The organism is Pedobacter sp. AC163, from assembly GCF_979258665.1.
The window spans coordinates 5,341,857-5,362,838 of record NZ_OZ409872.1 but is presented as its reverse complement, the minus strand read 5'-3'; the positions used below and the strand labels follow the sequence as shown (position 1 = coordinate 5,362,838).

The following is a 20,982-nucleotide window of genomic DNA, read 5'->3' as shown; positions in this document are numbered from 1 at the left end:
TTTCATCCACATATTGTTTCCAAAGGTCATAAGCTTCTTGATCTTTCTCTAACCCCTCCTTTTCATCACCCTCAAAATAAGTAACGTATAATTTCTCTTTCGGAATTTTGTAAACTTCAGTCAATAATTCCCAGCTCCAGGCAATTGCATCTTTCTTAAAATAGTCGCCGAAACTCCAGTTGCCCAACATTTCGAACATGGTATGGTGATAAGTATCAATACCCACCTCTTCCAAATCGTTGTGTTTTCCAGATACACGCAAACAGCGTTGAGTATCAGCAACTCTCGAATATTTTATAGCAGCCTCACCCAAAAACAAATCTTTAAATTGATTCATTCCGGCATTGGTGAACATCAGAGTTGGGTCGTTTTTCACAACAATTGGTGCCGATGGAACGATATGATGTTGTTTCTGTTCGAAAAAATTTAGGAAGGCTTGTCTAATTTCTTTAGCTGTCATTACTTTATGATTGGAGGAACAAAATTAAAATTTTATTGCGTTAATAAGGAAAAATCGCACTACATTTGAATACTTTAATTAATCGTTGTAATACCCTAATAATCAAGCACAATTTATGCCCTATAAAGAAAGAGAGATTAATAAAATGTATTATACCATGGGTGAAGTGACTGAAATGTTTAATGTGAACGCTTCACAAATCCGTTTTTACGAAAAGGAATTCGACATTCTTCAACCCAAGAAAAACAAAAAAGGCAACCGATTATTTACTCCTGAAGATATTGAAAACCTAAAGATTATTTTCAACCTTGTTGATGAAAAAGGTTTCACTTTAAAGGGAGCAAAAGAGCATTTAAAAAATAATAAGGGCGATGTTAAAGAGAATCAAAGGATTATTGATTCATTAGAAAAACTAAAGGGATTTCTAGTCAACCTAGCACAGGAGTTGTAAAAACAGATCTTGTTCGAAATTCTAGCAAATACGCATCTTCACCATTACCGTTGAAAATTCGCTAAAACCATTTCTCATTGAAGTATTGGCCAAATAGATGCCAAAAACATTTTTACAATGTAATATTTGGCGTACAAGTTTTCAAATGACCTAAAAATTTCCAATTTTAGGAGATTAAATCACCACCAACAAATTAATTCATTTCAAAAAATGCAAAAAAGACTAACTATTATTCTGTTTTTCGTTGTCGGCATTGCCTATGCTCAGAAAAAACCATTAGATCATAGTGTTTATGATAAATGGGAGTCAATAGGTACAAAGCAATTATCAAACAACGGTACTTGGGCAATGTATAGTGTGTTGCAGCAAGAGGGCGATGCGCAACTTTATATTACCAATATCAAAACAAACGCTAAAATAAATGTCCCTCGGGGAATGAATTCACAATTTAGCAATGACTCTAAATTTGCTGTTTTCAATATCCGTCCATTAAATAAAGATTTACGCCAGGCGAAAATAAAGAAAAGAAAACCTGATGAAATGCCCAAGGACTCTTTAGGTATTGTAAACCTGACCACAAATGCAATTACCAAAGTGCCTCGTGTAAAATCGTTTAAATTCCCTGAAGATGGCAATGGCTTTATGGCTTACTTAACTGAAAAACCAGACACAGCTAAAAAAACACCAGCTAAGCCTGTTGAAAAGAAAGATTCGGAAATAGATTTTGCTGATGATGAACCAGCTGGTAAAGGAAAAACAGAAGAAGGAACTGATCTTATTGTTAAAAATTTACTAACCGGAACCGATAAAACCTATAAATATGTGACCGATTATTCTTTTAGTAAAGATGGAAAACAATTGGTTTTTGCTTGCAGCGGATCTAAAAAGGATAAAACAGCTCCTCAAGGAGTGTTTTTATTAAACACCGAAAAAGGAACCCTTAAAACCTTGATCAAGGGAAAAGGCAGTTTTAAAAATTTTGCCTTCGATGATGAAAGTGAGCACTTAGCGTTTGTTGGCGAGCAGGATCCAGAGAAAAAGGAAATTAAAAATTACAATGTTTATTACAACTCTTTAACACTAGATACGGCACAAACCATTGTAGACTATGACATGCCAGGTTTACCTGCAAAATGGTCGGTTAACGGCGATGGCCGGGTGACTTTTAGTAAAGATGGTAAGAAACTATTTTTTGGCATCTCTCCTATTAAAAAGCCAAAAGATACGACTATTGTAGATTTTGAAGTGGCTAAAGTTGACGTATGGAATTACAAGGACGATTACTTGCAGCCAATGCAATTGAAAAATGCAGATCGCGATAGCAAAAAAAGTTATTTATCAGTTATCGACGTTTATAGCAGCGATCCAAAAGCAATCCCGTTAACAGATTTAAGTTTACCTGACGCTAACATGGTTGCAGAAGGCGATGCAAATTTCGTTTTGGCATCTACAGATTTCGGACGTAGAATCGAATCGCAATGGAGTGGCGCAACATCGAAAGATTATTATTTATTGGATACTAAAAATGGCCAACGCAAAAAGATCATCAGCGAATTAAATGGCTATGCCATGGCTTCTCCGGGTGGTAATTACATTTTGTATTTCGATAGAAAAAACGGTAATTGGTACACTTACACTGTAGCAACCGGCAAAATTGTAGCCTTAACAGAAAGCTTAAACGTAAAATTTGTTGATGAGGACAACGATGTTCCAGATCTTCCATCAGCCTACGGAGTTGCCACCTGGACAGAAGGCGACAAAGCAGTTTTACTAAATGATCGATATGATATTTGGTCGTTTTCTCCAGATGGAAAATCGCCTGCTAAAAACATTACTGCTGGTTTCGGTAGAGCAAATAAAATCACCTTCCGTTATGAACGCGTTGAACAAGATAATAATCCCTTCAATCGCATGGTGGATAATAAATTTGTTAAAGCGAACGAATTGGTTTGGTTAGATGGATTTAATAACCTGACTAAAGAAAATGGTTTCTACAGAACGAATGTAGGTTCGGTAAAAGCACCAGAATTGGTGGTTATGGCAAAATATAAATACTCAAATTTAGTCAAAGCCAAAGATGCGGATGTTTATATTTATGACAAAGCAAACTACACAGAATCGCCAAATGTTTATGTTACGAATGATTTTAAAACAGAAACAAAACTAAGCAATACCAATCCTCAACAGCAAAATTACAATTGGGGCACTGCAGAGTTGGTTAAATGGACCACACCAAAAGGATATAAAGCCGAGGGAATTTTGTACAAACCAGAAAACTTTGATCCGAATAAAAAATATCCAATGATTGCTTATTTCTACGAAAAGCTTTCTGATGGATTGTACACTTATCAGGCTCCAGCGCCTACCCCTTCAAGATTAAACATTTCTTTCTTTGTGAGTAATGGGTATTTGGTTTTCGCTCCAGATATTAGTTACGAAACTGGTCATCCAGGTCAATCGGCAGTCGAATTTATCAACTCGGGCGTAGAGAGTTTAAAGAAAAACAGTTGGGTTGATGGAACAAAAATTGGTATTCAAGGACAAAGCTGGGGTGGCTATCAGGTAGCCTATTTAATTACTCAAAATGACATGTATGCTGCAGCTTGGGCAGGAGCGCCAGTTGTAAACATGACCTCGGCTTACGGCGGTATTCGTTGGGAAAGCGGAATGAACCGTCAGTTTCAATATGAAAAAACACAAAGTAGAATTGGTGCAACCCTTTGGGAAAAGCCAGAATTATATACCGAAAACTCCCCTCTATTTATGTTTCCAAAGGTAAATACACCAGTGGTGGTAATGGCCAATGATGCGGATGGAGCGGTGCCTTGGTACCAGGGAATAGAAATGTTTACCGGCTTACGCCGATTGGGCAAACCAGTTTGGATGTTAAACTATAATGGGGAAGCACACAATTTAGTGCAACGCCAAAATCGTAAAGATATTCAAATTCGTGAACAACAGTTTTTCGATTATTATTTAAAAGGTGCAAAAGCGCCTGCCTGGATGACCAGTGGAATCCCGGCAACTGAAAAAGGAAAAACATGGGGTTTCGAGTTAACTGATGACAAACCTTAGCTAGTACAGAGTTTAAAGTCTGAAGTCCATAGTCTTTAGTTTTATACTAGGAACTATGGACTTTTTTGATTTCATAATTTGTAAACTTAAGACTGAATACGTATGACTGCAGACTTTGGACTTGGCCATGGATTTACAAACTAAAACCCCTATTTTACACCAGTTAAAAAACTAAACAACCCTAATGGCATTAAGTAGAATTTGGTCTGGATTTATTGTTATCGCAATTTTAGTAGCGGCGGTAAAGTGCTTCTTTTTCGGACAAACTGAAATTTTTAGTTGGATGGTGATTGGTAAGGCAGATGATCCAACCAACCTCACGAAAGTTAATGGCATCATCGAAACCTGCTGGACATCAGTTGAGTTGTGCCTTAAATTAATTGGAATTCTAGCCTTATTTATGGGCTTTATGAGCATTGCTGAACGTGCTGGCGGAATTCGCTTATTATCAAGAATTGTGGGTCCTTTTTTCTCAAAACTTTTCCCGGAGATCCCAAAAGGTCACCCTTCAATGGGGCACATGATTATGAATTTTTCTGCAAACTTATTGGGATTAGACAATGCTGCAACCCCATTTGGTTTAAAAGCGATGGAAAGTCTGCAAGAATTAAACCCAAGTAAGGACACTGCGTCAAATGCTCAAATTATGTTTTTGTGTTTACACGCTGCAGGTTTGAGTTTAATTCCCGTGAGTGTAATAGCCATACGTGCTTCGCAAAATGCTTCTGATCCTACTGACGTTTTTATCCCATGCTTAATTGTAACTTTTGTTGGAACGATGGCAGCCATGTTAATCGTTTCTTTTAAGCAAAAGATCAACTTGCTCCAGCCTGTAATTGTTGGTTGGGTTTTGAGCATATCTTTAGTAATTGCATTGCTTGTTTTGTATGTAACCTCATTAAATGCTGATGGTATTAAATCATTTTCAGGCTTATTAAGCAACGGATTAATTCTATTTGTTTTCTTAGTAATTGTGCTGGGTGGATTATATAAAAAAATCGATGTTTTTGATGCGTTCATCGATGGCGCAAAAAATGGATTCGAAACTGCAGTAAAAATTATCCCTTATCTCGTTGGCATGTTGGTCGCCATCAGTATGTTGCGTACCAGTGGAACATTTGATGTGGTAATTATGGGTATTAAAAATTTATTTGTAATGCTTGGTGCCGATACCCGTTTTGTAGAGGCGCTGCCAACTGCTTTGATTCGGCCGCTAAGTGGAGGTGCCGCCAGAGGAATGATGGTGGATACGATGACGGCTTATGGTGCCGATTCATTTCCAAGTAAGTTATCTGGTATATTTCAAGGTGCTTCGGACACCACTTTTTATGTCATTGCGGTTTACTTTGGTTCAGTAAGTATCAAAAATACACGCTATGCCGTTGGCGCAATGTTATTGGCCGATTTAGTGGGTGTTTGTACCGCAATTGGCCTGGCTTATTTATTCTTTGGATAGAAAATATCAGACATAAAAATCCCTGCTTTAGAAACTACTTAAGCAGGGATTTTTTTGAGCATTATTCTGATGGATTGTTAAGAGACTTGCGGACGAGGCGATATCCTGTTGATGATTTCATCGATCGCATCTGGATCAATAGCCACATTTTTAGATGCACACCACTTCTCATTTTTATTATCTAACCAGATACAAAAAGAATGGTAGCCATCTAAAACAACGGCATAAGTTTCATGAAAATCATCTTGAATACGCATGCAAAATCCTTTAAAAATCTTGCCTCTAACAATAAATTGCAGGGTGGAATAATTTTCTAACATGGCTCATTATATTTTTGGTTAAGTTACAACAATGTATTAATGAGAATGTTTCGCTAATTTAAAGGAATTAACAAATTATTTTAAAGCTTCAAAGAATGTGTTAACCTATGTTTAACATGTTCGAATATCCTTTGGCTATTAAACGTTTTTTTGCTGGTAAATATATCTCACACTGAAGATTTAGAATTGTTTTCCCTCGCTTCACAATTGATGTTTCGGCAACAACCTCGTCTCCTTCTTTCGCAGGGGCAAAGTAATCGATATAATTATTTACGGTAGTGTAACGATCGTTTAAACCCATAGTGTAAACTGTTGCACCAATTAAATCATCAATAATTCCAGCGGTAACGCCGCCATGCAAAATTTGGTAAGGATTGGTCATCTCATTACGAATAGTATATTGACACACCAAAATACCATTTTCAGCTTTGATTAAAACCGGGGCCAACCAATTCATGAAATTCGATGGTGAATTAGAGATCACCTTGCCAATAGATTGTCTGAGAAAATTTAATCGTTGCTCACTTATTGATGGTTCCATGTTTATGTAGGTTATATTAAACTAAGATGGATGAAGTAAATATAGCGATGGAAACGTGATGTTTGAGATGGAAAGCTTATTTTTTTCTCTATTCACAAATATTTAAAAACCGTCCTTCTTACATGATCAATATTACATTTTCCATTCCCTATTTCCTATTCCTCATTTTCCGCAACTCAAAAAGGCACAATCACTTTAAAGCTCATATTCCTGCCCATATTGTAAATTCCAGAGCGGCCATTGGGCGATGATTCATAATACTCGAAATATTTTAACCGATTTAAATGCGATTGATAGGCGATATTGAAAACATTATCCGCCTGAATAAAAATATCCAATACAGTTTTACCAGACTTAGCTTTGATAGAGGAACCAATGCCAGCATTAATTAAAGTATATCCTCTAGTAAAAGTCTCGGTATCATCAAGCGCATAAAACTTATTTTGATCTGCAAATATTGCGGCATCAATTTTAAAATATGGTTTATCCAAAAAGCCGATACTCTTTTGCGCTGTCAATTTTATTTCAGATCTGATTTGCAATGGTGGAATAAATGGTAAATATTTTGCTGCTTTTCCATGTAAATTCAATAAAGTTTCATTTTTATTTAAGCCCACTACATAAGCAACACTATTGTTAAAGGTAAACCACTTTAATGTTGATGGGTGTAAGTTTATGGCCAATTCAGCGCCATACAAGCGGGCTTTTGATTGCTGATATTGATAAGTTAAATTCCCTGGAACAATAACCACCGGATTTCCATTCTCATCAGTTAAACGCGATTGATAGATGTAGTTTTGAATGTTATTGTTGAATATTTCCATGCTAATATCTACATCTTTTAAATAGGCGATAATGCCAATATCCTGTTGAAGATTAAACTCTGGCTTAAAAGTTCTGTTTCCCAAATAAACGATGTGCGCACCTGGATCTAAACCATTTGAACCGATTTCGGTAATGTTGGGCGCTCTATATCCTCTAGCTAAATTTGCCTTGATTAAAAATTTATCTGATAGATTATAGGTTAATCCTAAACTCCCAGAAAAGCCATAATAGTTCTTATTAAATGATGGGAACTGCAAATCAGCATTAGCATCATTCACATCAGATTTTTGCCCAAAACCAGTTAAAACATTCGTTCCTACATAGAAATCATTCCAATTAATATTTCTCCTATCCATCCTCACGCCTCCTGAAATATCCAATTTCCCAAAAGACTTTTTAGCGAAATAAAATGCTCCGATATCAAACAAGTCATAATCTGGAATAGGGAAATCTGTAGCATCTTTACTGCGATTTGTTTGGTACATCCCATTGATGCCTAAAGTACTTTCAATTCCAGCAAAATCTGAAAGATTGTATTTGACATCATAGTTCAACGTATTCAAAACCACATAAAGTCCAGCCTGATTTGGGATAGTTGGATGGTTATATTCTCTTCTTACACTTTGCTGTCCGCCAACTAATATGTTTAAATCGCTATTTGCAAACTTAACTTGACTGGCATTATAAAAACGGAAATGCTGAATATGCTGATGTAAAGGATTTATAGTGTAGGTCTTTAAATCATTTGAAGGCACTATCGGTCTGTTTTTAATATCGTCTCCATCATCAAAAATTTGTCTCGTAAATCTACGAGTGGTAGAATCTCTGCTCCCATCCGGAATCTCCATGAGGTTGTCGTAGTAAGTGATAGCCGTTTTCGAAAAACCCCAGTCTTTATCTACCCTCGCACTTGCTGAAAGATTATATTCTCTAAATGCAGTTCCATAAACATACCCATCAACTTTGTTATAATAATTATGGGCCGCCTTACCTGTAGCACGCAAAGTATATTTCCAATCATTTTTAATGTAAGCTAAACCCAGTGACGAACCAAACATTCCATTATTGCTTTGAAAGTTAGTGGTAAAATCACCTTTCAATTTGCCATCTTCGAAATTTGGCGTGGAGGGAATCATGTTAATTACCCCTGCCAAAGCATCAGATCCGTAGGTTAAACTCGCCGGTCCTTTCACCACTTCAGCCCTCACTATTCCATACTCATCTACCTCAATTCCATGTTCATCGCCCCATTGCTGTCCTTCCTGACGCAGGCCATCATACAAAGTCAACACCCGGTTATACCCAAGTCCGCGTATAAATGGTTTAGATACATTTGGCCCTGTTGTAACCGCCGTAACTCCAGGAACGCCCTTTACAATCGCTTCGATTAGGTTTGTGTTTACGTTTTGATCCATTGTTTTTTTAGATAAGACCGCAATTGGCACTGGACTTTTTCTTAGCGATGTTGCTCTGTTTACGCCTGTTATCACCACATCGTTAAGGTTGGATTCAGTCTCCGATATTTCTACATTTAAACGCAGTGTATCGTTTTGCACTTGGGCTTTTATCCGCTTGGATTGATAATTGATCCCCGAGAACTGCAGTTCAACTGGACCACTCTGAACATTGCCAATCTGATACAAACCCGCTTGATCGGTTTTTGTGGATTTATTGGTTCCAACAATTTTAACATTAATATTCTCCTGTACTTTTCCTTTTGACGAAACCTTACCTGTAATTACATTTTGGGAGTAGCTATTGGAAAACGTGCAAGCAATTAAAATAAGTAGTATGGCTATTTTCATGGAATGATATTATCTAAATATATTTTTAGACAAATCTAAATTTATTTTTAAATATATCAAATAATAAATTTTGACAAACGAACGTCGAAGCAATTATCATGAAAATGCAATTTAGTTGCAAAGAACAACAAATGCAACTTAATTGCTTTTATATTTGACTGGTAAACTTATGATGATGAAAAATTTTAAAACGATAAATCTTGATAAACTGGGTATAACAGCTTCTACTGCCTGCGCTATTCATTGTGCACTTCTGCCATTTGTATTTACGCTTCTACCCTTGTGGGGATTAGAGTTTTTAGCCACTCCAGCATTAGAAATTTCGATGATTCTTCTTTCCCTATTTATTGGCGTATGGGCTTTAAGCACATCCTATCGAAAAGTTCATCATAACCTCTATCCGATGGTAATTTTAGCACTCGGTTTTGGCGCCATACTTTTGGGGCATTTTTTAGGTATCGAAATATTAGAACCCATTTTAATTCCGCTTGGCGGATTTACAATTGCTGGAGCACATTTCTTCAACCTAAAACTGGCAAAAAGCTGTAAGCACATCCATCAATAAAACAATCAATTATATTTTAACTATCCTATTTAAACAATTTACCTACTAGAAAAGGATTATATATTTGTACCATGCAAAGAAAAATTAAACTACTTTTTGTTGCTGCACTTTCTTTCATTTGCACCCTAAACCCTGCTTGCAAGCACGGCACCGATAATGCACAAGAACTTTATCGCCGCTACGCAATCAAAAACATTCAGGTAATAAAAAAATCAAAATAAATATGATTAGTATTCAATCGCTAACCCATAACTACCATAACGGTCCGACTCTAAAATTTCCAGATTGGGAAATACTTAATGAAGAACAGTGGTTGTTATTAGGTGCATCGGGAAGTGGGAAAAGCACTTTGTTAAATATCATTTCAGGTTTATTGAAACCAGAAAATGGCAAAGTAAAATTAAACGAGACTGATATTTACAGCTTATCTCAAAAAGAAATGGATCGTTTCAGAGGACAAAATATCGGCATTGTATTTCAAAAACCTCACTTAATTAAAAGCTTAAATATATTCGACAATGTGGCCCTGGCTTCCTCTTTGGCGGGAGTAAAAGTTAATAAATCAAGAGTAATGGATCTGCTTTCATCTTTGGGTTTAGCAGATAAAACAAAAAATTATCCTGAAGAATTAAGTCAAGGCCAACTACAAAGAGTTTCCATCGCACGGGCATTGGTAAACAAACCCGCTTTGTTGATTGCTGATGAACCAACATCTAGTTTAGATGATGAAAATGCTGATAATGTACTTAAAATTTTGACTCAACAGGCAGCAGAAAATCACGCTTCGCTGGTTATTGCCACACACGATAAAAGAGTAAAAGATAAACTTAACAAGGAATATTTATTGTAATGAACATATTAAGGCTAAGTACAAAAAACCTATTAAGGAATAAGCTCACCACGTTTCTAAATATTATATTGGTGGCATTTGGTGTAGCCATTTTATCTATCCTTTTTTTGGCATCTACACAAATTGGAAATAAGCTGGAGCAAAATGCCAAAGACATCGATTTAGTCGTCGGCGCTAAAGGAAGTCCGCTTCAGTTAATTTTAAGTAGCATTTACCATATCGATTTCCCAACCGGCAATATTCCGTTAAAAGATGCAACCGAACTGATGCAAAACCCAATGGTTAAACGAGCGGTTCCTTTGGCTTTGGGAGATAACTTTCAAGGACATAGAATTGTGGGTACTGATTCGGGATTTGTTAGTTTATATGGTTTAAAATTGGCTGCAGGGAAGTTTTGGTCGAGAGATTTAGAAGCGACAATCGGTAGCGGTGTGGCGGCAGAAGCGCATTTAAAAGTGGGTGATAAATTCTTCGGCGCACATGGTTTAAGTGATGCAAGCGACGAACACAAACACCATGCATATACTGTGACAGGAATTCTGCAAGCGCAGGGAAATGTTACGGATAACTTAATATTAACCAATATTGGAAGCGTTTATAAAATGCATGAGCCCAATCATGATGAACACGAAGCGCCTGAAAAAGCTGAAATTAACAATAAGGAAATTACCTCCATCCTTATTCAATACAGGTCGCCAATGTCGGTTGTCATTTTTCCCAGAATGGTAAATCAAAGCACCAATATGCAAGCTGCATCTCCTGCGATGGAAAGCGCAAGGTTGTTTTCGTTAATTGGTGTGGGTATAGAAACTTTAAAATGGTTCGCTGTATTGATCATGGCAATATCAGCCTTGAGCGTTTTTATCAGTTTATACAACGCAATGAAAGAGAAAAAATACGACCTCGCTGTTATGCGTTCTTTGGGTGCCTCCAAATCAAAATTATTTTTCTTGGTGATGCTAGAAGGTCTGCTAATTACGGTAAGTGGTGCCCTTTTAGGATTGTTTATCGGACACTTGGCATTACACATGATTGGCCATTATCAAGAATCATCGCAAGCCAGATTAACAGGATTATACTTTGTAACTGACGAACTTTACCTTATTATTGCCGGTTTAATTATTGGCGTCGTTGCTTCTATATTGCCAGCCATCCAAACATATCGAGTTGATATTGCCCGTACACTTTCAAAAGAGAAATAATGAAAAAAATAGTAATCATCACCTTCTTATTAATCTCGATGCTTGAATTAAAAGCACAAGTAAAAGTGCATAAAGATATGCGTACCAAAAATTGGAACTTGATTGGGATGAGGTATGAAAAGCAGGTTGAGCCCTTAAAGTGGGCAAGTATTTTCCCTCCAGAACTGATGGCACTCAACAACAAAATCATAGAATTGCCCGGTTATATCTATCCAACCAAAGTGGGATCTAAGTTTTCAGAATTTCTTTTATCAATTGTTCCGATAGAGTCATGCCCATTTTGTGGAACGGGCGATATTCCATCAATGATAGAAGTTAAAATGGCCACCCCGCTCCCATTTACGGAGAAGCCCATTAAAATACAAGGTAAATTTGTAATCAATAATTCTGGAGATAACCGATCAGAATTCTTTTTGTTGGGTGCAAAACTGCTAAAATGAGAAATGGATTAATCATTCTGATGTTTCTGATAGTTCAAATAGCATCAGCCCAAACTAAAAAACACAACAACAACGATCAGTTAAGATCATTGAATTGGGATGTAATTGGAACGGTGAAATTCGAACTAACGGAGAAAAACGAGTTACTGCCTATTTATGGTGAAAACATCACCAGATTTAAAAACAATACGTTTGATTTGCAAGGATATTTAATTCCCATAAAAAATAGCCAGAAGCATCAAAAATTTTTACTGGCAACTTTACCCATAAATCAATGTTATTTTTGTGGACAGAACGGTGTTCCTATAATGGTGATGATACAAATGGAAAATGCTATTGCATTTACAGACAAACCCATTCGGGTTAAAGGCATTTTAAAATTAACTAATGATAATGCCACTTACCAACCACCGGTTTCTGTTGTAAATGCGAAGTTGATTATTTAAAAATAAGGTTATGAATACTATTGAAGCGCAAGCCTACGAGGATTTATTGTTGAAAAATGGTTTGAAAAGAACTGGCGCTCGATTACAAGTGCTGGATGTGCTTACTCATCGAAATTCGGCCACATCTCAACCCTACCTGGAGAATGTAATTGGAAAGGATATCGATCGGGTTACCTTATACCGGATTTTGAAAACTTTTGAAGAAAAGGGGATTATACATCGGGTATTAGATAAACAGGGAACGGCTAATTATGCCATTTGTTCCAGTTCATGTACAGAAAATCACCATCATGATGAACACGTTCATTTCAATTGCAATAACTGTTTAAGGGTTTATTGCCTTGATGATGTTAAAATCCCATCATTGAAAATAGAGAAAGGGTTCAAAATTGAGGATATGAACCTGATTGTTTCGGGCATTTGTAAAGATTGTAATCAAGCTAATTAATTAGTTTTTAAAGCTTTAAAAGCGACCTAAAAAAATCAACAGAAATAATTAAAATATATTTTTGCTTATTAGATAGAACTTCTATATTTGCAACTCGTTACAAAACGGGCCTCGGTAGCTCAGCTGGATAGAGCGTCGGTTTTCTAAACCGAGGGTCAGGGGTTCGAGTCCCTTCCGGGGTACAAAAAAGAGTTTCTCTTTTATCAATTTAAATCAAAAAGCCTTAAATACAACAATTTAAGGCTTTTTTGTTTCCCGAAAATTCCATTTAGCCTTAACACAATTCAACACACATAAAACACATTGGTGCTTTATGTAGTGCCTACCTTGTTATTTCGCTTAAAAAAGCACCTATTATTTGATATTCTAATATTTATATAAAATATCATATATTTGTTCTGCAAGACAATTATTAATTTTTAACAGATTAGGCTACATAAGCATTCATTTTTCTATTAGCCAATATCTGATTTTCTTATAAATGAAACTCTATGGAAAACACATTAGAAAACAAAACAAAGTTCTTTGCTCAAAACATAGGAGCTGATGTTCACATAACGGACGGAAGTACACAAAAATTGACAGGTGTTTTTAAGGGTAAATATATTGAAGAAAAAGAACCTACTTGGTGGTTTTCTATGAACAATGAGAAAGATTTAAGCCTGTTAATAAAATACGGCTCTTTAAAACTCAAACCCCTTTCATCAATAACAGATGAAGATAAAATAAAAATAAGCCTACTTCATTTAGAGATGGTATCAGCACCATTCGAAAATGTTCTATACTGTTTTAAAAACACCGTTAAGCCTTTATTAGAAAAACCCGACATAATGCAGGCAAGGATTATAGATTACCTCCGATCAAAAGGCTACGCACTTCCTTACATGGGATTGAGTGTTGAAAAGCTAATCGAATATGGTTGGGTTAAATTAAATGTATCAAACGATGAGTAAGCTAAACATTCTATTCTGGGTTCGTGCCTCCGCGGCTAACAAAGAAGGTAAAGCTGCATTAAAAATCAGATTGACTTTACCGAATAAAGATATTGCCGACTTCTCATCTGGCCATACCGTTGATGTAAAACAATGGAATTCCATGCGGAAACAGGTAATGGGTAAATCTGCAGAAGCTACAAGGGTAAACCTTTACATTTCAAGAAGCGAGGCAAAGCTTAATGATATTTTCGATGATCTTCTCAAAGAAGATAAAGATATTTCATCTGAGCTCATTAAAAACATCTTTCTTGGCAAAACACAACAGAAGATAACCATACTCGCGGCGATAAAAAGCCATAATGAAATGTTTCAGCAGCAGATTGATATTGAAAAGAACCTTTCTCAAAGAACTTTGGGCAAGTACGAGCAGATGCAAGAGAAATTGGTTTCGTTCATGGGAGATAAATTCAGCAGGAAAGATATGTTCATTACTGAACTGGATTATTCTTTCATACAGGATTTTAGAACCTGGCTATTGCAGAAAGGGAATTACTTCACTGGCGGACCAATGCATCCCGATAGTGCCACAGGTGTATTAAAGAAACTCCACAAAGTAACCAACTATCTTTTTAAACGAGGGATGATTAAATCAGATCCATTCGTGGATATAAAATTGAATTGGGTTGATCCAACATCTGAAGGTTTAACTGAGGAACAGGTTGAAGCCATGAGAAATCTGAAATTAAATTCACCTCGGTGGCAGATGGTTCTTGATCGGTTTATCGTAGGATGCTTTTCTGGTATGGCCCACAGCGATATCACCGCAGCTACCCGGGATAATATTGGCACCACCCTCTCGGATGGACAGAAGTGGTTAACCATTGAAAGGATTAAAACGGGCACTAAATGTAAAATACCAATCCTACCACCGGTACAGGAAATTATCGATAAGTATTGGGATTATCCACCATGTGTTAAGAATAACACGCTTTTCCCAAATGTTCACCTGAATACTGTTAATGAATATCTGAAAGATTTAGCTGGATTAGCAGGAATAAAAAACATTAAGGTGAGCTCTCATGTCGCCCGCCATTCATTCGCAATGTTAGCCATGGAGAACGGAGTAAGCATTGATGCAATTGCGCAGATTCTCGGTCATACCGATTCCAAAACTACGCGAACAACTTACGCCAAGGCATCGCATCGTTTTGTCGCTAACGAGATTCAAAATTTAACTAACAAGAAATTCCCAGAAATGAAGGTAGTTCGGGAAGATAAACAAGCTGGGTAATAATGGAAGCGAACGAATTAAGAATCGGTAATTTGATCTATTTACAGGATAAGATTGTTAGTGTTGGACTCACTACTCTTGAAAGGTTATTGTTTCCTGAAATGATTAAACACCAAAAATTTAAAGATCAGTATTCAGGCATTCCCCTTTCAGAAGAAATACTTTTGAAGTGTAGGTTCATGAAGGATAACAATTACAGCGGATTCAATAGCAAAATTGGAGCATTGGAAATAAAAATTAGATTTAATTCGAAAATACCTTATTGCGAAATTGGAGGTATTTACTTTGGAGATCGATTTAAGTATTTACACGAATTACAAAATGTTTGGCACTCTATGTCGGGGCAAGAACTTAACACATCGGGATTATGAAAACGTTTACTATAAGTTATTATCCACTTTGGTCACAATTTACAGTTGAAAGTAAAACAGTAAAGGCTAATAATGTTGAACAAGCAGAAGCTAGATTTTGGGGTTCATCATTAAGCGATAATTGTCAATATATAATTAGAATTGATTGGTAATATGAAAGCAAGCGAATTAAGAATAGGTAATTTAATATGGTGGTGCCATGAAGAATCAGAATCTATCAAGGTTACTGATTTAGAGATACTAGATGATTTGATTTATAACGAAAATGAGCCAAGTGATCCAGAAGATAGATTTGCCAGGTTTGGTTGTAATTATGTCCCCATCCCCCTTTCAGAAGAAATACTTTTGAAGTTAGGTTGGATTTGGAATAAAGAATGTAATAGCTATGAAAAATATCCTAACGGAGACAGTAGGTTATTTATTACTAAAAAAAGCGAATTGTCCGGTAAAAGAATAGTATTCAATTATGTTTTATCAGCTAAAATAGCGGAAGTTACTTACCTCCACCAACTCCAAAATCTTTACTTCGCGCTTTGCAGTCAAGAACTTAACACATCGGGATTATGAAAAGCGATATGCCTGACCCATCAACAGAAGATTTGGAAGAAATAAGATTTGTATGTATGGATTGTCAGAAAGAGTGCGATACTTATGAAACTGTTTATACAGGTGACGAAGAGGCATTAAGAGGATGGGAGGTTTGGTGTTACTGTAAAAAATGTGACATAGAAACATTTCATCCAATCAAGCTTAAAACCAAATGATAAAGACATCGGGATTATGAAAATAACATGGGTAAATCGTTATTCTGAAACTTTAGATGATGATAAATTAGGCAGGTGGGGCATAACTGCAAACGTAGGTGATTATTCCAGTATATCTACAATTTTTATTGATGGAAAATTAAGTGTTTTTGAGTTGGGATGGATTAAGAAGTTAGGTGATAAATTTTATTTCCAATCAAATTTTCCATTTCATATAAAGTTAATATTTGAATCTGTTGATGAATGCAAGTTAGCTATAGAAGAGGAATTTAATAGATTTATAAAAATTGTAACCAAATGATAAAGATAGAGTTTAAGCAGTATCGGCTAAAAGCCCGATATTCTCAATTATCGGCTAATATGCCGATATTTACCTTTTAATGTTAGCAGAATACAGTTCTTTGTATCTCTGAGGCGATATTTCGTTACCAGAACGCTTCACTCCAGGAAACCGAAACCCTGTTGTTTTGCTTCCGGCCCATCCATCAACAACGGAAAGTCCGGGCATATAGTTGTTATCGTAATCGAATGAATTTACATCGCCATTGAATAAACTTCCATCTGGCGCTGTCATTTTCATTTGACCGGCTTTAACCTTATTGATGAGTACGTTTCTATAATCAGATATTTCTTTTTGAATTGCAGGAACGTACTCATCGTAATTGTATTTGGCACCGTTGGCGGATTTAAATTCATCAAACAGTTTCCTGCTTAAATTCTGATCACGTTTATCAAGTTCAGGTGATCCGGATAATCCTTTTGAAGCTATATAATCAGTAAACTCATTCCAATAAGCCCTATCATCTGGGTTAAGGGTGATCGACTTTACTGGCGCCGCTGTTGGCATAGATGGTCCTTGCTGAAATGGCGTATTAACCATGGCAGCATTTTGAACATTGATAGAAGGTCCGGAGGATGCTTTGGTCTTTGCAAATTTAACGTTGCTTACAGCCGCATCCTTTGGATTTACTTTTTTAGGCTTTTTAGGATCATCTTGCATATTCATCAATTTATAAAAGGCCCCTCATTTTTTGAGAGGCTTTATTTTTATAGCTTATCCCATGCTGATCCATTGTATCGATACAACCCAGGAGTACTATCGCTTTGTTCAATTACCACACCTGCACTTAACCCGGTTAATGTGTTTCTTTCCGCTAACGTCATTGAGGCGCTTAGCCTATCTACATAAGAAAGTCCACTCGTTGTTTGGAAAGTATTCTTGAAAGCTTTTAACTTATCCTGATTAAGGACTTTCCAAGTATCATTGATAATGGTATTATTATGGAATAGAGAGAAAGTGTTATCTGACTGGGCTACATTAACTGATACAACTCCTGCTGAACCAGCTGTACTACCCGTTAAATCAAATATACAATCTTGTATAATCCAATTATAACCCCAAATAGGGATAACATTATCTCGACAATTCCTACTTCTAAATGTACAGGCATTAGTATTAACCTTTCTCCATTTTTCAACGGTTGCATCAATTGCTCTATCTGTAAACCCCGTTATTGTAACCGCAGTAAGATCAACATAAGCGGCAAAGTCACTTATGCCATCATAAGATAAGGGTTGATATGTAGGGTCAGTAGTCCTTGAACACAGTTTAACCCCCCTAAAGTCATCTGGAGTTGTGGCATGAAAACCTGTTCTTCCAAAGGGGTAGGTATAAGTACCTCCATCTATTTTTAATTGGAATCCATACATTTCTACGAAAGCGATATTACCCACTTTTGCACTTGGGGCAATTCCACCGCTTGTCGTTGAGTAGGGTACAATCTCACATGATCCTCCACTAATTTGGCCACTACTTGTTCCTGTGACCTCTAACGCACTTCGATCGATGGATTTTAGGGTTAGGTTATCTAAAGTAAATTGTGCTGAATCAATAGATACCAAAAAGCCACCATTTCGTTTAGCATACTTAAATGTACAACCCTGGATTTTTAATTGGGCTCCTAACTTATTACCGTTTAATTCAACAGCCATAAAGTTATTTTGGGAATGGCAACCAGTAACGATGTAATTCATGAAATTATAAGGAACGTTACCATCACCACTATAACCTCTACCCCAAAGAAATCGTCCACTGGTATTATCACAATAACAACTTTCAATAATTACCCTAAGAGAACCCTCTAAACTGATCGCATTGCTTTTGGTTGCATCATTATCAGTGAACTGATTCATGTTATTTGGGTCTCCAATATTATTGAAAACACAATGTTTAATTGTTAATCTATCACTAGAGTGACTTTCACCTGCACCCTGAAAGCTAATACAATCAGCCCAAACATCTTGGAAGATAACATTGGTAAAAGTAAAATCCGAAACCTTATTTGGGAATGAGTTGATTTTGAAAATACCGTCAATCTTTTTGGCATTCCCTGTAATCATCATATTAGAGAACCCTATTTTACCCTCTCCGTTTGGGTCGAACAAAGCATTTATACCCACATAGGTTTCATCAAACTTAAGAATTGTTAAACCATTATCTGAACCCCTAAAGTGCATATTTTTAGGTATCCCGACGTTTGACTTTAATAAGAAAGTGCCGGGCGGTAATATGATATCCCTTTTATTGTCTCTCGCATAATAAACCGCATCTTGTATTGTAGGCTGATCATTTGCTACACCATCACCCAGGGCACCGGGAATATCAGTAATAAAGGGCCTTCTCAAATTGGCGTCATATATAGTTTTCTTACCTGTAATGTTCTGAATTCCTGTGGTATTAACATCACCACCGCCAGGTAAGTTTACGCTTCCCATAAAGTTGGCAGCAACCCCATTGATTGTGAATAATTGGTCGGCACTTGTTAATACGTTCTGCTTCAAAACCTGTAAAGCCTGTACAAATGTTTTACTGACTGCTTGATTGGGATTACTTGCATCATTAACAGCTAAAGGAACTGTTGGGATACCTGTGAAAGCAGGAGAATTTGTATTTGCTTTGGTAGCTGTATTCCCATTAAGTTTATTAATTGCTTGTAGAACCGTATCTGTAGCGGATACAGAACCTGCGCCACTTACATAGCCTGTTATTATGTTATTAGCTTTAGCGTTTAAAGCTGTTTGTTGGGCTGTAGATACGGGCTTACTTGTATCAGAAGTATTATCTACATTTGATAAGCCTACTAATGTTTTATTAACTTCGGCTTTCAATGCTACATTATCGGATAGTACAGCATCTGGCAAAGTACCTGTTAATTTTGAGGCATCGGTCGTACCGCCACTACTTACCCTAATAAAAAAATTATCACTTAGCTCGTTGAATAATTGATTAAAGTTTCCACTCCAAGCAGTCTCTACCCCCTCTTTAATTAATGCTGTAACACCAGATATTAGAACTCGATTAGTACCATTGGTAGCATACATTCTAGTACCTGTACCAGAATCTGTTTCTAGACTATACCCAACCAAGTTGTATTTTGGCTTGCCGTTTTTATCGGTAATCTTAACCGTATTTTTGGCTGTAATTTCTATCTTCATGAGTTATGTTTATTTATTTTTTAAACCTTAGGTAAACTAAATATGCTACGACTAAAGCAAAAGCTATCCAGCCATAATTATTTGTTGATATTGATTTGACTTTTATTTTGACAACTTTGGTGATTTCGCGGGTATAACGGATTTTGTAGGTGTAGATAAACGAGGTTTTAATCTCTAAGGTGCGATTTGTCGTTTTGGTAGACTTATCTGTTGACTTCTTATTTGAAGTTGTTGTGGTGCGTTCTTTTACGCTGCCATCGGGATTTAAAACTTCCTTAACTTTGGTTGTGGTTTCAACCTTCTCTTTATCCTTTTGATCAACAATCGATTCAGATGATTTGGTTTCAGATTTTGATTCTACCTTTCCAGATTGGGTTTGTTCAACTTTATCTTTTTCGGTTGTTTTGCTGATATCAGTTTTTGTTTTCCTGGAAGCGCATGCCGAAAGAAAAATTAATAGAAATATTACGATTGCTTGCTTCACGATTACACCTCCTTTACATCCAATCCAAACATTTTGGATAAACCATGAACCAACGCTACCGCTTTGATCGAGTACATAGCAATGATACCTTTAGTTTCAAATGGTATTTCCGGGAATACATCAATGATTAAATTTCCAACTGCAACCGCATATAGGACTACCCGAAAGATTTGAGTAGCAATCTTGGGCGTTGTTTTTGTGATTTGGCCTAAACCAAATTTGACCACAGTATCCTCAACGGGAACTGCCTTATTTTCAATTATAACTTTTTCCATAATGTATTATTTAGCTATTTCGAAGTGCATGAAATCATAGTTTTTTTCTCTACCAAGACTTATGAACCCATGCTTGTAAAAAATATCAATCATAGGCTTGTATTCAGGACGTGCAAACCTTGCTGTTTTTGCTGTTTCATGAAGTAGATTACGATCTGGATCTAAATCCAACGCCGTTGCCCATGAATGGCGAGATAAAGTAGTGGTACTACCACGCATTAATCGGTAGTTGAAACACCCTCCATAAAGATCAATACCTAATTCAACTATTTTCTCATATCCGTAATGAGCCAATAAATCATTGAAAACATTTAAAAATGCCTGAGCTACCAATTTATGGCACTGCATTTTCGTTATGTAAGTTTTTCTATTCCATGCTACACGCATTTTATATGGCAAAGTGATAGTCGTTAAATATCCTTTACCAGTTGCATTTGGGATGCCATACTTTTTATTTAATTCGGATGTAGTTATCATGACTTA

25 protein-coding genes and 1 tRNA gene are annotated in these 20,982 nt (G+C 36.4%); 17 read left to right on the top strand and 9 right to left on the bottom strand.

What is annotated here, in order from left to right; genetic code table 11:
• Positions 1 to 460, bottom strand: a 460-nt coding sequence (locus ACZZZK_RS23450) for an alanine--tRNA ligase-related protein (protein ID WP_463486267.1), incomplete at its 3' end; no start/stop codon positions are given.
• Positions 461 to 575: 115 nt separating this feature from the next.
• On the opposite strand from ACZZZK_RS23450, the gene ACZZZK_RS23445 reads away from it, so the two are divergent.
• The 3 genes from ACZZZK_RS23445 (at position 576) to ACZZZK_RS23435 (ending at position 5,442) form a co-directional block, all read left to right on the top strand.
• Positions 576 to 911, top strand: coding sequence for a MerR family transcriptional regulator (locus ACZZZK_RS23445; RefSeq protein WP_056848823.1), 336 nt, complete (start codon positions 576 to 578; stop codon positions 909 to 911).
• Positions 912 to 1,121: 210 nt separating this feature from the next.
• Positions 1,122 to 3,986: a S9 family peptidase gene (locus ACZZZK_RS23440; protein ID WP_463486266.1), complete on the top strand. Its 2,865-nt coding sequence runs from the start codon at positions 1,122 to 1,124 to the stop codon at positions 3,984 to 3,986.
• Between the two features lie 184 nt (positions 3,987 to 4,170).
• Positions 4,171 to 5,442 (top strand): nucleoside recognition domain-containing protein, encoded by a 1,272-nt coding sequence (locus tag ACZZZK_RS23435; protein WP_463486265.1) that lies wholly within the window; start codon positions 4,171 to 4,173, stop codon positions 5,440 to 5,442.
• A gap of 77 nt (positions 5,443 to 5,519) precedes the next feature.
• Here the strand turns inward: ACZZZK_RS23435 and ACZZZK_RS23430 are convergent, their stop codons facing one another.
• The 3 genes from ACZZZK_RS23430 to ACZZZK_RS23420 form a co-directional block, all read right to left on the bottom strand.
• The gene (locus tag ACZZZK_RS23430; RefSeq protein WP_010602041.1) at positions 5,520 to 5,762 is read right to left on the bottom strand and encodes a hypothetical protein; all 243 of its coding nucleotides are present in this window, start codon (positions 5,760 to 5,762) and stop codon (positions 5,520 to 5,522) included.
• 100 nt (positions 5,763 to 5,862) lie between these two features.
• Entirely contained in the window at positions 5,863 to 6,303 is a 441-nt protein-coding gene (locus ACZZZK_RS23425) for a PaaI family thioesterase (RefSeq protein WP_463486264.1), read from the bottom strand.
• A gap of 176 nt (positions 6,304 to 6,479) precedes the next feature.
• The gene (locus tag ACZZZK_RS23420) at positions 6,480 to 8,933 is read right to left on the bottom strand and encodes a TonB-dependent receptor (RefSeq protein ID WP_463486263.1); all 2,454 of its coding nucleotides are present in this window, start codon (positions 8,931 to 8,933) and stop codon (positions 6,480 to 6,482) included.
• Between the two features lie 169 nt (positions 8,934 to 9,102).
• Here ACZZZK_RS23420 and ACZZZK_RS23415 point away from each other — a divergent pair, with 169 nt between their 5' ends.
• The 14 genes from ACZZZK_RS23415 (at position 9,103) to ACZZZK_RS23350 (ending at position 16,546) form a co-directional block, all read left to right on the top strand.
• Positions 9,103 to 9,498: a MerC domain-containing protein gene (locus ACZZZK_RS23415; RefSeq protein WP_463486262.1), complete on the top strand. Its 396-nt coding sequence runs from the start codon at positions 9,103 to 9,105 to the stop codon at positions 9,496 to 9,498.
• 71 nt (positions 9,499 to 9,569) lie between these two features.
• Positions 9,570 to 9,719: a hypothetical protein gene (locus ACZZZK_RS23410; RefSeq protein WP_463486261.1), complete on the top strand. Its 150-nt coding sequence runs from the start codon at positions 9,570 to 9,572 to the stop codon at positions 9,717 to 9,719.
• A gap of 2 nt (positions 9,720 to 9,721) precedes the next feature.
• The gene (locus ACZZZK_RS23405; RefSeq protein WP_463486260.1) at positions 9,722 to 10,348 is read left to right on the top strand and encodes an ABC transporter ATP-binding protein; all 627 of its coding nucleotides are present in this window, start codon (positions 9,722 to 9,724) and stop codon (positions 10,346 to 10,348) included.
• The gene (locus ACZZZK_RS23400) at positions 10,348 to 11,550 is read left to right on the top strand and encodes an ABC transporter permease (RefSeq protein WP_463486259.1); all 1,203 of its coding nucleotides are present in this window, start codon (positions 10,348 to 10,350) and stop codon (positions 11,548 to 11,550) included. The genes ACZZZK_RS23405 and ACZZZK_RS23400 overlap by 1 nt, the downstream gene beginning before the upstream one ends.
• On the top strand, positions 11,550 to 11,990 hold the full coding sequence (locus ACZZZK_RS23395; RefSeq protein ID WP_463486258.1) for a hypothetical protein: 441 nt from the start codon (positions 11,550 to 11,552) through the stop codon (positions 11,988 to 11,990). The genes ACZZZK_RS23400 and ACZZZK_RS23395 overlap by 1 nt, the downstream gene beginning before the upstream one ends.
• Positions 11,987 to 12,436: a hypothetical protein gene (locus ACZZZK_RS23390; protein ID WP_463486257.1), complete on the top strand. Its 450-nt coding sequence runs from the start codon at positions 11,987 to 11,989 to the stop codon at positions 12,434 to 12,436. Before ACZZZK_RS23395 ends, ACZZZK_RS23390 begins: the two co-directional genes overlap by 4 nt.
• Positions 12,437 to 12,446: 10 nt before the next feature.
• Positions 12,447 to 12,884, top strand: a complete 438-nt coding sequence (locus tag ACZZZK_RS23385; RefSeq protein ID WP_463486256.1) for a Fur family transcriptional regulator — start codon at positions 12,447 to 12,449, stop codon at positions 12,882 to 12,884.
• A gap of 108 nt (positions 12,885 to 12,992) precedes the next feature.
• Positions 12,993 to 13,066: transfer RNA gene (locus ACZZZK_RS23380), tRNA-Arg, on the top strand.
• Positions 13,067 to 13,375: 309 nt separating this feature from the next.
• On the top strand, positions 13,376 to 13,837 hold the full coding sequence (locus ACZZZK_RS23375) for a hypothetical protein (protein WP_463486255.1): 462 nt from the start codon (positions 13,376 to 13,378) through the stop codon (positions 13,835 to 13,837).
• Entirely contained in the window at positions 13,830 to 15,110 is a 1,281-nt protein-coding gene (locus tag ACZZZK_RS23370; protein ID WP_463486254.1) for a tyrosine-type recombinase/integrase, read from the top strand. Before ACZZZK_RS23375 ends, ACZZZK_RS23370 begins: the two co-directional genes overlap by 8 nt.
• A 2-nt stretch (positions 15,111 to 15,112) precedes the next feature.
• Positions 15,113 to 15,481, top strand: a complete 369-nt coding sequence (locus ACZZZK_RS23365) for a hypothetical protein (RefSeq protein ID WP_463486253.1) — start codon at positions 15,113 to 15,115, stop codon at positions 15,479 to 15,481.
• Between the two features lie 153 nt (positions 15,482 to 15,634).
• Entirely contained in the window at positions 15,635 to 16,048 is a 414-nt protein-coding gene (locus ACZZZK_RS23360) for a hypothetical protein (RefSeq protein WP_463486252.1), read from the top strand.
• A complete protein-coding gene (locus ACZZZK_RS23355) occupies positions 16,045 to 16,245 on the top strand; it encodes a hypothetical protein (protein ID WP_463486251.1) in 201 nt (66 codons plus the stop codon). Before ACZZZK_RS23360 ends, ACZZZK_RS23355 begins: the two co-directional genes overlap by 4 nt.
• Positions 16,246 to 16,261: 16 nt before the next feature.
• Positions 16,262 to 16,546: a hypothetical protein gene (locus tag ACZZZK_RS23350; RefSeq protein ID WP_463486250.1), complete on the top strand. Its 285-nt coding sequence runs from the start codon at positions 16,262 to 16,264 to the stop codon at positions 16,544 to 16,546.
• Positions 16,547 to 16,615: 69 nt separating this feature from the next.
• Here the strand turns inward: ACZZZK_RS23350 and ACZZZK_RS23345 are convergent, their stop codons facing one another.
• Genes ACZZZK_RS23345 through ACZZZK_RS23325 form a run of 5 tightly spaced genes read right to left on the bottom strand, consistent with a single transcriptional unit; the run spans position 16,616 to position 20,976 of the window.
• Entirely contained in the window at positions 16,616 to 17,245 is a 630-nt protein-coding gene (locus tag ACZZZK_RS23345; RefSeq protein WP_463486249.1) for a hypothetical protein, read from the bottom strand.
• A gap of 47 nt (positions 17,246 to 17,292) precedes the next feature.
• Entirely contained in the window at positions 17,293 to 19,740 is a 2,448-nt protein-coding gene (locus tag ACZZZK_RS23340; protein WP_463486248.1) for a glycosyl hydrolase family 28-related protein, read from the bottom strand.
• A gap of 13 nt (positions 19,741 to 19,753) precedes the next feature.
• Positions 19,754 to 20,224, bottom strand: a complete 471-nt coding sequence (locus tag ACZZZK_RS23335; RefSeq protein ID WP_463486247.1) for a hypothetical protein — start codon at positions 20,222 to 20,224, stop codon at positions 19,754 to 19,756.
• A 2-nt stretch (positions 20,225 to 20,226) separates the two neighbouring features.
• Positions 20,227 to 20,499, bottom strand: a complete 273-nt coding sequence (locus ACZZZK_RS23330; protein WP_463486246.1) for a hypothetical protein — start codon at positions 20,497 to 20,499, stop codon at positions 20,227 to 20,229.
• A gap of 6 nt (positions 20,500 to 20,505) precedes the next feature.
• The gene (locus tag ACZZZK_RS23325; protein ID WP_463486245.1) at positions 20,506 to 20,976 is read right to left on the bottom strand and encodes a M15 family metallopeptidase; all 471 of its coding nucleotides are present in this window, start codon (positions 20,974 to 20,976) and stop codon (positions 20,506 to 20,508) included.
• Positions 20,977 to 20,982 lie beyond the last annotated feature (6 nt).

Bases quoted from the DNA above. Each gene is read 5' to 3' on its own strand.
- ACZZZK_RS23445 (WP_056848823.1), top strand. From the start codon at position 576: ATGCCCTATAAAGAAAGAGAGATTAATAAAATGTATTATACCATGGGT.
- ACZZZK_RS23440 (WP_463486266.1), top strand. From the start codon at position 1,122: ATGCAAAAAAGACTAACTATTATTCTGTTTTTCGTTGTCGGCATTGCC.
- ACZZZK_RS23435 (WP_463486265.1), top strand. From the start codon at position 4,171: ATGGCATTAAGTAGAATTTGGTCTGGATTTATTGTTATCGCAATTTTA.
- ACZZZK_RS23430 (WP_010602041.1), bottom strand. From the start codon at position 5,762: ATGTTAGAAAATTATTCCACCCTGCAATTTATTGTTAGAGGCAAGATT.
- ACZZZK_RS23425 (WP_463486264.1), bottom strand. From the start codon at position 6,303: ATGGAACCATCAATAAGTGAGCAACGATTAAATTTTCTCAGACAATCT.
- ACZZZK_RS23420 (WP_463486263.1), bottom strand. From the start codon at position 8,933: ATGAAAATAGCCATACTACTTATTTTAATTGCTTGCACGTTTTCCAAT.
- ACZZZK_RS23415 (WP_463486262.1), top strand. From the start codon at position 9,103: ATGATGATGAAAAATTTTAAAACGATAAATCTTGATAAACTGGGTATA.
- ACZZZK_RS23410 (WP_463486261.1), top strand. From the start codon at position 9,570: ATGCAAAGAAAAATTAAACTACTTTTTGTTGCTGCACTTTCTTTCATT.
- ACZZZK_RS23405 (WP_463486260.1), top strand. From the start codon at position 9,722: ATGATTAGTATTCAATCGCTAACCCATAACTACCATAACGGTCCGACT.
- ACZZZK_RS23400 (WP_463486259.1), top strand. From the start codon at position 10,348: ATGAACATATTAAGGCTAAGTACAAAAAACCTATTAAGGAATAAGCTC.
- ACZZZK_RS23395 (WP_463486258.1), top strand. From the start codon at position 11,550: ATGAAAAAAATAGTAATCATCACCTTCTTATTAATCTCGATGCTTGAA.
- ACZZZK_RS23390 (WP_463486257.1), top strand. From the start codon at position 11,987: ATGAGAAATGGATTAATCATTCTGATGTTTCTGATAGTTCAAATAGCA.
- ACZZZK_RS23385 (WP_463486256.1), top strand. From the start codon at position 12,447: ATGAATACTATTGAAGCGCAAGCCTACGAGGATTTATTGTTGAAAAAT.
- ACZZZK_RS23375 (WP_463486255.1), top strand. From the start codon at position 13,376: ATGGAAAACACATTAGAAAACAAAACAAAGTTCTTTGCTCAAAACATA.
- ACZZZK_RS23370 (WP_463486254.1), top strand. From the start codon at position 13,830: ATGAGTAAGCTAAACATTCTATTCTGGGTTCGTGCCTCCGCGGCTAAC.
- ACZZZK_RS23365 (WP_463486253.1), top strand. From the start codon at position 15,113: ATGGAAGCGAACGAATTAAGAATCGGTAATTTGATCTATTTACAGGAT.
- ACZZZK_RS23360 (WP_463486252.1), top strand. From the start codon at position 15,635: ATGAAAGCAAGCGAATTAAGAATAGGTAATTTAATATGGTGGTGCCAT.
- ACZZZK_RS23355 (WP_463486251.1), top strand. From the start codon at position 16,045: ATGAAAAGCGATATGCCTGACCCATCAACAGAAGATTTGGAAGAAATA.
- ACZZZK_RS23350 (WP_463486250.1), top strand. From the start codon at position 16,262: ATGAAAATAACATGGGTAAATCGTTATTCTGAAACTTTAGATGATGAT.
- ACZZZK_RS23345 (WP_463486249.1), bottom strand. From the start codon at position 17,245: ATGCAAGATGATCCTAAAAAGCCTAAAAAAGTAAATCCAAAGGATGCG.
- ACZZZK_RS23340 (WP_463486248.1), bottom strand. From the start codon at position 19,740: ATGAAGATAGAAATTACAGCCAAAAATACGGTTAAGATTACCGATAAA.
- ACZZZK_RS23330 (WP_463486246.1), bottom strand. From the start codon at position 20,499: ATGGAAAAAGTTATAATTGAAAATAAGGCAGTTCCCGTTGAGGATACT.
- ACZZZK_RS23325 (WP_463486245.1), bottom strand. From the start codon at position 20,976: ATGATAACTACATCCGAATTAAATAAAAAGTATGGCATCCCAAATGCA.